This is a genomic window from Brevundimonas sp., assembly GCF_036677305.1.
Lineage (GTDB): Bacteria > Pseudomonadota > Alphaproteobacteria > Caulobacterales > Caulobacteraceae > Brevundimonas.
In genome coordinates this window covers 1-13,322 of record NZ_JAKFEB010000184.1, presented here as the reverse complement: position 1 = coordinate 13,322, position 13,322 = coordinate 1, and the positions used below count along the sequence as shown (strand labels likewise).

Sequence of the window (13,322 nt, the reverse complement as noted above, 5' to 3'; positions counted from 1 at the left end):
GCCCAGTCGTGCGGGTGGACGGCGTTCAGGGCCGCGACCACGTCGTCGAAGGTGTAGGGCCGGGCCTCCCAGACGCCGTCCTCGACGCCGAAGAACCCCCTGGCGAAGTCGTCGAGGGATTTGCGGTCGCTGGTCTGCTCGCGGATCAGGGTGTCGGCGTCGAGCCAGATCAGCTGGGCCTCGCGGTAGTAGTCGCCGGTGCCGCGCATCCACGAACCCCAGGGATTGGTCGTGCGATAGCCGAGCAGGTTGTGGTTGGTGGTGTCCTGCAGCGAGCGCCACTCGCGGCCGGGCTGCTGGTCATAGAAGCCGGCGACCTCGGCGAGGTTGGCGAGGGCCTCCTCCTTCGTCACCAGACCCGAGCGGGCGCCGAGGACGTCGCCCCAGTATTCCGTCTGGCCCTCATAGACCCACATCAGGCTGTTCTGCGTGGGCAGGTTGAGGTTCTGGACGTATTCGTCTGACGGACGACGGAATTTTCCGTTCCAGCTGTGGGTGAACTCGTGCGGCAGCAGGGTCCGGGCGCCGAAGTCGGGGTTGGGGCCGGTGAAGAAGGTCGGGCTGGCCGTGTTCTCGGACGAGCGGTGATGCTCGAGGCCGATGCCGCCCATCTTCGAGGTCAGGCCCAGCAGGAATTCATAGCGGTCGAAATGGCGGGCGCCGAACAGGCGGTCGGCCTGGTCGACGAGGGCGCGGTACTGTTCGATCCGCTCGTCGGAGGCGGCCAGGGAGGCGGCGGTGTCGCCGACGAGGTTCAGGTGCACGGGCGACCGGCCGCCCGGGTCGAGGTCGATGCGGCGGTAGTGTTTGCCCGCGAACATCGGGCTGTCGGCCAGATGTTCGAGCGAGATGGGGGCGAAGGTGGCGATGTCGCCCTCGCGCCCCGTGGTGGTCAGGGCGACGCCGTAGTTCCAACCGGCGGGCAGTTTAACCGAGGGGGCGAACATGATGCGGTCGTGGTTATAGCCCGCCGGATAGAGCAGGGCCTTCTCCCACTGGAGATTGACCATTTCGGGGGTCATGACCACGCGCCAGACGGCGTTGTCGGGCTGGGTCAGCCATTCGAAGGCGACCTGGATTTCGGTCACGCCCGCCGGAATGTCGAGGTGGAAGGCGTGGGGATCGACGGTGTCGCGCACCCACTCGATGCGGCGTCCGTTTCCGGTGACGGTGACGCCCGAGACCAGCTGGATCGGGCCGGTGTCGGCGTGGTTGCCGGGGATGAATTTCGGATACTGCAGGACCAGATGACCCGCCGAGACCGGGACGGTCTGGCGCACGCGGATGACCTTGTGGTCGAGGTCGGTCAGGTCGGCCTGGATGCCGATGACGCCGGGATAGTCGCGGTCCTGCGGCGCCGGGATCGGCGGCAGGGCGTGCGGCAGGCTGGTCGGGACGGGCAGGGGCGTGGCGGCCTGGGAGGCCGGGACCTGCGCGAGGGCGGGCAGGGCAGCCGAGGTCAGCAGCAGGGCGAGGGCGGCGGTGCGGATCATCTTCGTGTCCCTCAGATCAACGGCGGCGGGGGGCGAGGATGTCGCCGAGACGGTCGGGGGTTCCGGCGATCCGCTCGAGGTGCGGGTAGCGCAGGCCGCCGTGGTAATCGAAGGCGATGGTGCGGAAGCGGTCGCCCTTTCTGAGCATCATCTCGATGGGCGTCGTGTTGCCCTTCGAGGCGGTGATGGCTTCCGAGATGGCGTCCGCGCTGGCGGCGCGGCCGTTGACGGCCACGACTTCCCAGCCCGAGGTCAGGCCGGCCTCGAAGGCGGGCGAGCCCCAGCGGACGGCGGTGACGCGGTTGGCCGGGTTCAGGCTGAGGCCCAGCGAGTAGGCGAAGTCGACGCGGCTGTATTCCTTGTTGAGGGCCTTCGAATAGTCGTTCGGAGTCTCGCGCCAGACGAGGCGATAGCCGCCGCGCTCGATGCCGCCGTTGGGCGTCTGGGCGCCGGCGCCGACGGCGTCGAGCCGGGTGCGCAGGAAGGCCGCCCAGTCGTTGGCCTGGACGCCGTTCAGGGTCGAGGCGACATCGGCGAAGGTGTAGGGCGCGGGGTCCCAATTGCCGTCCTGGACGCCGAAGAAAGCCCTGGCGAAGTCGTCCAGCGACTTGCGGCCGTTGGTTTGCTCGCGGATCAGGGTGTCGGCGTCGAGCCAGATCATGGCGCCTTCGCGATAGTAGTCCTCGCTGCGCTGGAAGCTGCCCCACGGCTGGGGCCGGCGCTGGGCGATGATCGGGTCGTTGGTGGTGTCCTGCATGGCCCGCCAGGTCCGGCCGGGGTTGTCTTCGGCATAGGTCGCGGCGGTGTTGGCGAAGACGTCCAGCGCCTGCTGTTTCGTCATCAGGCCGGCGCGGGCGGTCAGGATCAGGCCCCAGTACTGGGTCTGGCCCTCATAGACCCAGAGCAGGGAGTTCTGCAGCGGCTCGTTCAGGGTCGGCGTCAGCTGGTCGGCGGGCCGGCGCCATTTGCCGTTCCAGGAGTGGGTGTATTCGTGGCCCAGCAGGTCGCGGTCGCCGATGGTGTCGTTGCGGGCCGTGAAATACCGGGTGTCGACGCTGTTCTCGGACGAGCGGTGATGCTCGAGGCCGATGCCGCCGAGGTCCTCGGTGACGGCCAGCAGGAAATCGTAGTGGTTGAAGTGGCGCGCGCCGTACAGGCGGTCGGCCTGACGCACCAGTTCTCGGTGCAGGGCGATGTGTTCTTCGGTGGCGGCCAGCATGTCGGCGTCGTCGGCGACGATGTTCAGCCGCACGGGCGAGCGGCCGCCCGGATCGAGATCGATCTGGCGGTAGTGGGCGCCGGCGAAGACCGGGCTGTCGGCGAAATGCTCGAGGGTGATGGGGGCGAAGGTCGCGACGCCGTTCTGGAAGGCGCGGGTGTCCAGCGCCGTGCCGTACTGCCAGCCCGCCGGGAGGCGCAGGGTCGGCTCGACGGTGATCTGGCGGGAATAGTAGCCCGCCGGATAGAGGACGGCCTTCTCCCACTGGATGTTCAGCATCTCGTCGGTGAAGACGATGCGGCCCTGGGAGCCGTCGATCGGGGTCAGCCATTTGAACGCGACGTCGACGGCGCTGACGCCGGCCGGGACCTCGACCTGGTAGGCGTTTGTGTCGGCGGTGTTGCGGACCCAGCGGAGTTCCTGGCCGCCGGCGGTGATGTGAAGGTCGCCGATGTCGTCCACCGGGCCGACGGGGCCGTGGTTGCCGGGGATCCACTGCGGATAGAGCAGGATCAGCGGGCCGGGGCCGGCGACCGGAATGGTCTGTCTGACCGAGACGATGCGGCGGTCGACGTCGGTGGCGTCCATCTCCAGCTTGATGACGCCGGGGTAGGCCACGTCGCGCGGGGCGGGGACGGGGGCGAGAACGCGGTCGAGGGCGGGCGTTCCGACCTGGGCCAGGCCGGGCGCGGCCCCGAACAGCAGGGCGGCGGCGCAGGCGGAGGCGAGCAGGCGGGCAGGACGCATCATCGGGACACTCGGAGGCCTAGGGGAGGCGCAGATCACGCCGGGCGCGCGAGGGGGTCAAGCGCGACCCCGCCCGCGCGGGATTAAAACGTCGTCATGTTCCGGGTTCCGTCGGTTGCACCCGATCCATCCGGCAGGACTCTCAATTGCTTTCGTCATCCTCCGGCAAGCCGCGCAGCGGCGCAGACCGGGGGACCCAGCGGCGCCGCGAAGGCGGCGAAACACCGCTGCATCAAGCATTGGCGCTTCCGACAGGTTCGCGCTCTCGCGCGCCGCTGGGTCCCCCGGTCTCGCTGCGCTCGCCGGAGGATGACGAAAGGGCAGGGAGGGTCAGGCCGCCGGCTTCACTTCCAGCAGTTCCACCGTGAACAGCAGGGTCGAATTGGGGGGCAGTTCGTCGCCGCCGACCCAGCGTTCGCCGTAGCCGAGGGCGGCGGGGATGACGAATTCGAACTTTTCGCCCTCGCGCATCAGGGCGACGCCCTCGGTCCAGCCCTTGATGACGCGGTTGAGGGGGAATTCGGCGGGTTCGTTGCGGCTGTACGAGCTGTCGAACTCGCGGCCGTCGACGAAGGTCCCGCGGTAGTGGACCTTGACCGTGTCCGTGCCCGAAGGCTGGCGGCCTTCGGGCCGGGCGGGGCCGACGCGGCGGTACTGGAGGCCCGATTCGGTGGTGGTCCAGCCGCGCCGGGCGCCGTTGACGACCAGATATTGCGCATTGCCGGCGGCCCAGCCCTCGGCGGTGCCGGTTCCCGGCGTGGCGGCGGGCGGCGGCGGCGGCGCGCTGGCGCAGGCGGCGAGGGTCAGGGCGGCGGCGGTCGCGAGGATCAGCTGTTTCATGGCGGGGACGCTAGCAGCACGGCGACGCTCGGGGAAAGAGGGGCGGCGGTTGGGTGGATGTCCGCCGCAGCGCCGGCTTCCACTCCGTCCTTCCGGGGCTGAGACCGGCGCAGCCGGGAACAGAACCCGGAACCCAGGCGACCGGGCGCCATCGCCGGCTGGGCTTCAAGCGGCCGGGTCCGCTCTCCTGGGTCCGGGTTCCGCTGCGCGGCCCCGGAATGACGGGATTGGAAGGGGTTGACGGATTCGCCGGGGGTCAGTGGACGCGGACGATCCGGCAGGGTGCAGAACTTTTTCGTCCCAGCCTTTATTTCGTCGAAGAAGCGAGTATATGTGCCGGTCCCGCACACACCCCCCGTATGCGCGCGAAAGCGCCGAGGCCCGGTCCGTCGCCCTCCGACCGAGCGAAGGCGTGCTCCTCCCCAAGGGAGCTCTACATTTCAGGCGTCCTGGCTGAACAAGCCGAGGGTGGACGCCGAAACCGATGGTCACGGTTCGCCGACAGGCGGAGCCGTGGCTGCTGCATTGAACGCGGACTGCCCGGTCCGCGCATTGGGAAGACAGAATGGCCAAGTCCAAAGCCGAAGTCGCCGTCGCCAACGGCCAGTTCGCACACGCCACCACCTTCACCGGCAAGAAGCGCATCCGCCACTCGTTCGGCCGGATCCCCGAAGCGGTGCAGATGCCGAACCTGATCGAGGTTCAGCGCGCCTCCTACGAGCAGTTCCTGCAGCGCGAAGTTCGCTCGGGACCGCGCAAGGACCAGGGCATCGAGGCGGTCTTCAAGTCGGTCTTCCCGATCAAGGACTTCAACGAACGCGCCATCCTGGAATACGTCTCCTACGAGTTCGAGGACCCGAAGTACGACGTCGAGGAATGCATCCAGCGCGACATGACCTATGCCGCGCCGCTGAAGGTCAAGCTGCGCCTGATCGTGTTCGAGGCGGATGAAGAGACCGGCGCGCGCTCGGTCAAGGACATCAAGGAGCAGGACGTCTACATGGGCGACATCCCGCTCATGACCGACAAGGGCACCTTCGTCGTCAACGGGACCGAGCGGGTGATCGTGTCCCAGATGCACCGTTCGCCGGGCGTCTTCTTCGACCACGACAAGGGCAAGACGCACAGCTCGGGCAAGCTGCTGTTCGCCGCCCGCGTGATTCCGTACCGCGGCTCGTGGCTCGACTTCGAGTTCGACGCCAAGGACATCGTCTACGTCCGTATCGACCGCCGCCGGAAGCTGCCGGCCTCGACCTTCCTGATGGGTCTGGGCATGGACGGCGAGGAGATCCTGAAGACCTTCTACGAGACCGTGCCCTACGAGAAGCGCGGCGAAGGCTGGGTCACGCCCTACAAGCCGGAACGCTGGCGCGGGGTGAAGCCCGAGTTCGACCTGGTCGACGCCGACACCGGTGAAGTGATCGCCGCCGCCGGCACCAAGATCAGCGCCCGTCAGGCCAAGAAGCTGGGCGACACGACCACGTCGCTGTCGCTGGCCGCCGACGCCCTGCTGACGAAGTATCTGGCCGCGGACGCCGTGAACTACGAGACCGGCGAGATCTACGCCGAGGCCGGCGACGAGCTGGACGCCCCGACCATCGAACTGCTGGAAAGCTTCGGCTTCACCACCATCGAGGTGCTGGACATCGACCACGTCACGGTCGGCGCCTACATGCGCAACACCCTGCGCATCGACAAGAACACCGGCCGCGAGGACGCGCTGTTCGACGTCTACCGCGTGATGCGTCCGGGCGAGCCGCCGACCCCGGAAGCCGCCGAAGCCATGTTCAACTCGCTGTTCTTCGACAGCGAGCGCTACGACCTGTCGGCCGTGGGCCGGGTCAAGATGAACATGCGTCTGGAGACCCCCGAGGTGTCCGACGAAATCCGCGTCCTCCAGAAGGAAGACGTGCTGAAGGTGCTGCAGATCCTCGTCGGCCTGAAGGACGGCCAGGGCGAGATCGACGACATCGACAACCTGGGCAACCGCCGGGTCCGTTCGGTCGGCGAACTGCTGGAAAACCAGTACCGCGTCGGCCTGCTGCGGATGGAGCGCGCCATCAAGGAGCGCATGTCCTCGGTCGATATCGACACGGTGATGCCGCACGACCTGATCAACGCCAAGCCGGCCGCTGCGGCCGTGCGCGAGTTCTTCGGTTCGTCGCAGCTGTCGCAGTTCATGGACCAGACGAACCCGCTGTCGGAAATCACCCACAAGCGCCGCCTTTCGGCGCTTGGCCCGGGCGGTCTGACGCGTGAGCGCGCCGGCTTCGAAGTCCGCGACGTGCACCCGACCCACTACGGCCGCATCTGCCCGATCGAAACCCCGGAAGGCCCGAACATCGGCCTGATCAACTCGCTGGCCACGCATGCGCGGGTCAACAAGTACGGCTTCATCGAGAGCCCCTACCGCCGGGTCAAGGACGGCAAGGCCACGGACGAAGTGGTCTACATCTCGGCCATGGAAGAGGCGAAATACACGATCGCCCAGGCCAACATCGAGCTGAAGAACGGCGAGATCGTCGAGGACCTGGTCCCCGGGCGGATCAACGGCGACTCCCAGCTGCTGATCAAGGCCGACGTGGACATGATGGACGTGTCGCCGAAACAGGTCGTTTCGGTCGCCGCCGCCCTGATCCCGTTCCTGGAAAACGACGACGCCAACCGGGCCCTGATGGGCGCGAACATGCAGCGTCAGGCCGTGCCGCTGGTGCAGTCCGACGCACCGCTGGTCGGCACCGGCATGGAAGCGGTCGTGGCCGTGGACTCCGGCGCCGTCGTGGTCGCCAAGCGTGACGGCGTCGTCGAACAGATCGACGGCACCCGCATCGTCGTGCGCGCCACCAACGAACTCGACGCCGGCCGTTCGGGCGTCGACATCTACCGCCTGTCGAAGTTCCAGCGTTCCAACCAGTCGACCTGCATCAACCAGCGCCCGATCGTGCGCGTGGGCGATGAGGTGAAGGTCGGCGACGTGATCGCAGACGGCCCGTCCACCGACCTTGGTGAACTGGCTCTGGGCCGCAACGCCCTCGTCGCCTTCATGCCGTGGAACGGCTACAATTTCGAAGACTCGATCCTGATCTCGGAGCGCATCGTGCGCGACGACGTCTTCACCTCGATCCACATCGAGGAGTTCGAGGTCATGGCCCGCGACACCAAGCTGGGGCCGGAAGAGATCACCCGCGACATCCCGAACGTTGGCGAGGAAGCCCTGCGCAACCTCGACGAAGCCGGCATCGTGGCGATCGGCGCCGAGGTCCAGCCGGGCGACATCCTGTGCGGCAAGGTCACGCCCAAGGGCGAAAGCCCGATGACGCCGGAAGAGAAGCTGCTGCGCGCCATCTTCGGCGAGAAGGCTTCGGACGTCCGCGACACCAGCCTGCGTCTGCCGCCCGGCGTCGCCGGCACCATCGTCGACGTGCGCGTCTTCAATCGCCACGGCGTCGACAAGGACGAACGGGCCATCGCCATCGAGCGTTCGGAAATCGAACGTCTGGGCAAGGACCGCGACGACGAGCTGAAGATCCTCGAGCGCAACGTCTACGGCCGTCTGCGTCCGCTGATCCTCGGCAAGAACGCCACCTCGGGTCCGAAGGGCCTGGGCCGCGGCGCCGTGACCGAAGCCAAGCTGGACGAGCTGTCGCGCGGCCTGTGGTGGCAGATCGCCCTCGACGACGAGAAGGCGATGGGCGAGCTGGAAGCCATGAAGAAGCAGTTCGAGGACGCCCGCAAGGCGCTCGACCGCCGCTTCGAGGACAAGGTCGAGAAGCTGCAGCGCGGCGACGAACTGCCCCCCGGCGTGATGAAGATGGTCAAGGTCTTCGTGGCCGTGAAGCGCAAGCTTCAGCCCGGCGACAAGATGGCCGGACGCCACGGCAACAAGGGCGTCATCTCCAAGATCCTGCCGATCGAGGACATGCCGCACCTGGAAGACGGCACCTCGGTGGACGTCGTTCTGAACCCGCTGGGCGTGCCTTCGCGCATGAACATCGGCCAGATCTTCGAAACCCACCTGGGCTGGGCCGCCGCCGGTCTCGGCAAGCAGATCCAGGGCCTTCTGGAAGCCTGGCAACAGGGCGGACAGAAGAAGGCGCTGGTCGATCACCTGACCAGCATCTACGGCGCCGACACCCCGCTTCCGGAATCGGAAGAGGACCTGGTCGAGCTGGCCCGCAACCTGTCCAAGGGCGTTCCGTTCGCCACTCCGGTGTTCGACGGCGCGCACATCAACGACATCGAGGAGCTGCTGGAGAAGGCGGGTCTCGACCGCACCGGCCAGTCGATCGTCTATGACGGTCAGACCGGCGAGCAGTTCAAGCGTCCGGTCACGGTCGGCTACATCTACATGCTGAAGCTGCACCACCTGGTCGACGACAAGATCCACGCCCGTTCCATCGGGCCGTACTCGCTCGTCACCCAGCAACCGCTGGGCGGCAAGGCGCAGTTCGGCGGCCAGCGCTTCGGCGAGATGGAGGTCTGGGCGCTGGAAGCCTACGGCGCCGCCTACACCCTGCAGGAAATGCTGACGGTGAAGTCGGACGACGTGGCCGGCCGGACCAAGGTCTACGAGGCCATCGTCCGCGGCGACGACAGCTTCGAGGCGGGCATTCCCGAGAGCTTCAACGTGCTCGTCAAGGAAATGCGCTCGCTGGGTCTGAACGTGGAGCTGGAGAACTCATAGCTCTCCACGCCTCCACAACCTCGTCATCCCGGACAGCCCGCAAGGGCTGATCCGGGACCCAGGACCACCGCCCGGTCCTCCTGGGTTCCGGGTTCGGCTTCGCCGCCCCGGAATGACGGAAAATAGAGATCATTTGGCGGGCCTTGCCCGCAGAAGGAATCAAGATGAACCAGGAAGTCCTGAACATCTTCAATGCAGTCCCGGTCACCCCGACCTTCGACCAGATCAAGATCGCCCTGGCGTCGCCGGAGAAGATCCGTTCGTGGTCGTTCGGCGAGATCAAAAAGCCGGAAACCATCAACTACCGGACGTTCAAGCCCGAGCGTGATGGCCTGTTCTGCGCCCGTATCTTTGGCCCGACCAAGGACTACGAATGCCTGTGCGGCAAGTACAAGCGCATGAAATACAAGGGCATCATCTGCGAGAAGTGCGGCGTTGAGGTCACCCTGGCCCGCGTTCGCCGCGAGCGGATGGGCCACATCGAGCTCGCCTCCCCGGTCGCCCACATCTGGTTCCTGAAGTCGCTGCCGTCGCGCATCTCGCTGATGCTGGACATGGCGCTGAAGGACGTGGAGCGCGTGCTCTACTTCGAAAACTACATCGTCACCGAGCCGGGCCTGACCCCGCTGAAGCAGAACCAGCTGCTGACGGAAGACGAGTTCTACCGCTACCAGGACGAGTTCGGCGATGACGGCTTCACCGCCGAGATCGGCGCCGAGGCCGTGCGCAACCTGCTGATCGGCATCGACCTGCACGCCGAGGCTGAGAAGCACCGCGGCGAACTGGCCGACAGCCCCTCGGAAATGAAGGCCAAGAAGGCCTCCAAGCGCCTGAAGCTGATGGAGGCCTTCCTCGAGACCGGCAACAAGCCCGAGTGGATGATCCTGACGGTCGTGCCGGTCATCCCGCCGGAACTGCGCCCGCTGGTGCCGCTGGACGGCGGCCGTTTCGCCACGTCCGACCTGAACGACCTGTATCGCCGGGTCATCAACCGGAACAACCGCCTGAAGCGCCTGATCGAACTGCGCGCGCCCGACATCATCATCCGCAACGAAAAGCGGATGCTGCAGGAGTCGGTCGACGCCCTGTTCGACAACGGCCGTCGTGGTCGGGTCATCACGGGCGCCAACAAGCGTCCGCTGAAGTCGCTGGCCGACATGCTGAAGGGCAAGCAGGGCCGCTTCCGCCAGAACCTTCTGGGCAAGCGCGTCGACTATTCGGGCCGTTCGGTCATCACCGTGGGTCCCGAGCTGAAGCTGCACGAGTGCGGCCTGCCCAAGAAGATGGCGCTCGAGCTGTTCAAGCCGTTCATCTATGCGCGCCTTGACGCCAAGGGCCTGTCGGGCACCGTCAAACAGTCCAAGCGCATGGTCGAGCGCGAACAGCCGCAGGTGTGGGATATCCTCGACGAGGTCATCCGCGAGCACCCGGTCCTGCTGAACCGCGCGCCGACGCTTCACCGTCTGGGCATCCAGGCGTTCGAGCCGAAGCTGATCGAGGGCAAGGCCATCCGCCTGCACCCGCTGGTCTGCACCGCCTTCAACGCCGACTTCGACGGCGACCAGATGGCCGTTCACGTCCCGCTGAGCCTCGAGGCCCAGCTGGAAGCGCGCGTGCTGATGATGTCGACGAACAACATCCTGTCGCCCGCCAACGGCAAGCCGATCATCGTGCCGTCGCAGGACATCGTCCTGGGCCTGTACTACCTGTCGCTGATCAAGGAAGGCGAGAAGGGCGAGGGCAAGCTGTTCGCCAACATGGGCGAGATCGATGCGGCGCTCGACGCCGGCGTCGTGTCCCTGCACACCAAGATCAAGGCTCGCTGGACCGAGATGAACGCCGAAGGCGACGTCATCACCAAGGTCATCGACACCACGCCGGGCCGGATGAAGCTGGGCGCGCTGCTGCCGCACAATGCGAACATCGGCTACCGCCTGCTCGAGAAGAACCTGACCAAGAAGGAAATCGGCAACCTGATCGATCAGGTCTATCGCCACTGCGGTCAGAAGGCGACGGTCATCTTCGCCGACCAGATGATGCAGCTGGGCTTCCGTGAAGCCGCCAAGGCCGGCATCTCGTTCGGCAAGGACGACATCGTCATTCCGGCCGCCAAGGCCGGTCTGGTCGCCGACACCCGCACCCAGGTCGAGGAGTACGAGCAACAGTACGCCGACGGCCTGATCACCAAGGGCGAGAAGTACAACAAGGTCGTCGACGCCTGGGCCAAGGCCACGGACAAGATCGCCGACGCCATGATGGGCGAGATCGCGCAGCCGCGCGTTCTGGCCAAGGGTCAGGCGCCGGACATCAACTCGGTGTTCATGATGGCCAACTCCGGCGCCCGCGGTTCGCAGGCGCAGATGAAGCAGCTGGGCGGCATGCGGGGCCTGATGGCCAAGCCGTCGGGCGAGATCATCGAGACGCCGATCATCTCGAACTTCAAGGAAGGCCTGACCGTCCTTGAATACTTCAACTCCACCCACGGCGCCCGCAAGGGTCTGGCCGACACCGCGCTGAAGACCGCCAACTCCGGCTATCTGACGCGTCGTCTGGTCGACGTGGCGCAGGACTCGATCGTCACCGAGGACGATTGCGGCTCGACGCGGGGCATCACCCTGCGCGCCGTGGTCGAAGGCGGCGACGTGCTGGTCTCGCTGGGTCAACGCGTCCTGGGCCGTTACGCGGCCGAGGACATCAAGGAGCCGGGCGGCGACGCCGTCCTGTTCCCGGCGGACACCTATCTGCAAGAGGAAGAGGTCGAGGTCATCGACAACGCCGGCGTCCAGTCGGTCAAGGTCCGCTCGGCCCTGACCTGCGAAGCCGAAGCCGGCATCTGCGCCTATTGCTACGGCCGTGACCTGGCGCGCGGCACCAACGTCAACATCGGCGAAGCGGTCGGCGTCATCGCCGCCCAGTCGATCGGCGAACCCGGCACCCAGCTGACGATGCGGACCTTCCACATCGGCGGTACGGCGCAGGTGGCGGAAACCTCGTTCTACGAGGCGACCAACCCCGGCGTCGCCAAGATCACCGGCCCGACCGTCAAGGCGGCGCACGGCGATCTGGTGGCCATGAGCCGCAACGTCGTCGTCACCATCGTCGTCGACGGCAAGGACCGCGAGAGCCACAAGATCCCGTACGGCGCCCGTCTGCGGGTGGTCGAGGGTTCGGACGTCAAGCGCAGCCAGCGTCTGGCGGAGTGGGACCCCTACACCTCTCCGATCCTGACCGAAGTCGGCGGCGTGATCCGGTTCGAGGATCTGGTCGAGGGCCTGTCGGTCCGCGAGGAAACCGACGAAGCGACGGGCATCGCCCAGCGCGTCGTCAGCGACTGGCGCGCCAGCCCCCGCGGGGCGGACCTGCGTCCGGCCATGGGTGTCACCTCCGGCGACGCCTACGCCAAGCTGGCCTCGGGCTCCGACGCCCGTTACCTGCTGCCGGTGGGCGCGGTTCTGTCCGTGAACAACGGCGACGTGGTCAAGCCGGGCGAGATCATCGCCCGCGTCCCGACCGAGGGAGCCAAGACGCGCGACATCACCGGCGGTCTGCCGCGGGTGGCCGAGCTGTTCGAAGCCCGTCGTCCCAAGGACTGCGCGGTCATCGCCGAGATGGACGGCCGCGTGGAATTCGGACGCGACTACAAGAACAAGCGTCGCATCAAGATCACGCCGGAACTGGACGCCGACGGCAACCAGGCCGAACCGGTCGAATTCCTGATCCCCAAGGGCAAACACATCTCCGTCCACGACGGCGATCTGATCAACAAGGGCGACTACATCATCGACGGCAACCCGGATCCGCACGACCTGCTGCGCATCCAGGGCGTCGAGGCCCTGGCCGAGTACCTGGTGAACGAAGTGCAGGAGGTCTACCGACTGCAGGGCGTGCCGATCAACGACAAGCACATCGAGGTGATCGTTCGCCAGATGCTGCAGAAGGTCGAGGTTCTGGACTCGGGTGAGACGACCCTGATCCGTGGCGACACGGTCGAGGTGGCCGAAGCCGTTCTGGAAAACCAGAAGGTCGAGAAGCGCGGCGGCCGTCAGGCCACCACCCAGCCGGTCCTGCTGGGCATCACCAAGGCGTCGCTGCAGACCCGCAGCTTCATCTCGGCGGCGTCCTTCCAGGAGACCACCCGCGTCCTCACCGACGCCTCGGTCAACGGCAAGATCGATACGCTGGAAGGCCTGAAGGAAAACGTCATCGTCGGCCGCCTGATCCCGGCCGGCACGGGCGCCTATCTCCGGGCCCTGCAGAAGATCGCCAACGAACGCGACGCCGAACTGACGTCGCAGCGGGAAGAGGCCATCGAGCCGCTTCCGGCCGATCTGGCGCTGGA

General features: G+C 66.7%; 5 protein-coding genes. 2 read left to right on the top strand and 3 right to left on the bottom strand.

From position 1 onward, the window contains the following. The 3 genes from V6M42_RS10950 to V6M42_RS10940 form a co-directional block, all read right to left on the bottom strand. Positions 1–1,493 (bottom strand): M61 family metallopeptidase (locus tag V6M42_RS10950; protein WP_332678492.1); only part of this gene is annotated, 1,493 nt, incomplete at its 3' end. 16 nt (positions 1,494–1,509) lie between these two features. Next, positions 1,510–3,459 carry a M61 family metallopeptidase gene (locus tag V6M42_RS10945; protein ID WP_442880953.1) on the bottom strand — a complete coding sequence of 650 codons (1,950 nt, stop codon included), beginning with the start codon at positions 3,457–3,459 and terminating at the stop codon, positions 1,510–1,512. A gap of 330 nt (positions 3,460–3,789) precedes the next feature. Further along, positions 3,790–4,299 (bottom strand): FKBP-type peptidyl-prolyl cis-trans isomerase, encoded by a 510-nt coding sequence (locus V6M42_RS10940; protein ID WP_332678490.1) that lies wholly within the window; start codon positions 4,297–4,299, stop codon positions 3,790–3,792. A 565-nt stretch (positions 4,300–4,864) separates the two neighbouring features. On the opposite strand from V6M42_RS10940, the gene rpoB reads away from it, so the two are divergent. Both rpoB and rpoC read left to right on the top strand, forming a co-directional pair. After that, on the top strand, positions 4,865–8,983 hold the full coding sequence (gene rpoB / locus V6M42_RS10935; RefSeq protein WP_332678489.1) for a DNA-directed RNA polymerase subunit beta: 4,119 nt from the start codon (positions 4,865–4,867) through the stop codon (positions 8,981–8,983). Between the two features lie 164 nt (positions 8,984–9,147). Next, positions 9,148–13,322: DNA-directed RNA polymerase subunit beta' (gene rpoC, locus V6M42_RS10930; RefSeq protein WP_332678488.1), on the top strand; the 4,175-nt coding region annotated here is incomplete at its 3' end.

Bases quoted from the DNA above. Each gene is read 5' to 3' on its own strand.
- V6M42_RS10940 (WP_332678490.1), bottom strand. From the start codon at position 4,299: ATGAAACAGCTGATCCTCGCGACCGCCGCCGCCCTGACCCTCGCCGCC.
- V6M42_RS10945 (WP_442880953.1), bottom strand. From the start codon at position 3,459: ATGCGTCCTGCCCGCCTGCTCGCCTCCGCCTGCGCCGCCGCCCTGCTG.
- rpoB (WP_332678489.1), top strand. From the start codon at position 4,865: ATGGCCAAGTCCAAAGCCGAAGTCGCCGTCGCCAACGGCCAGTTCGCA.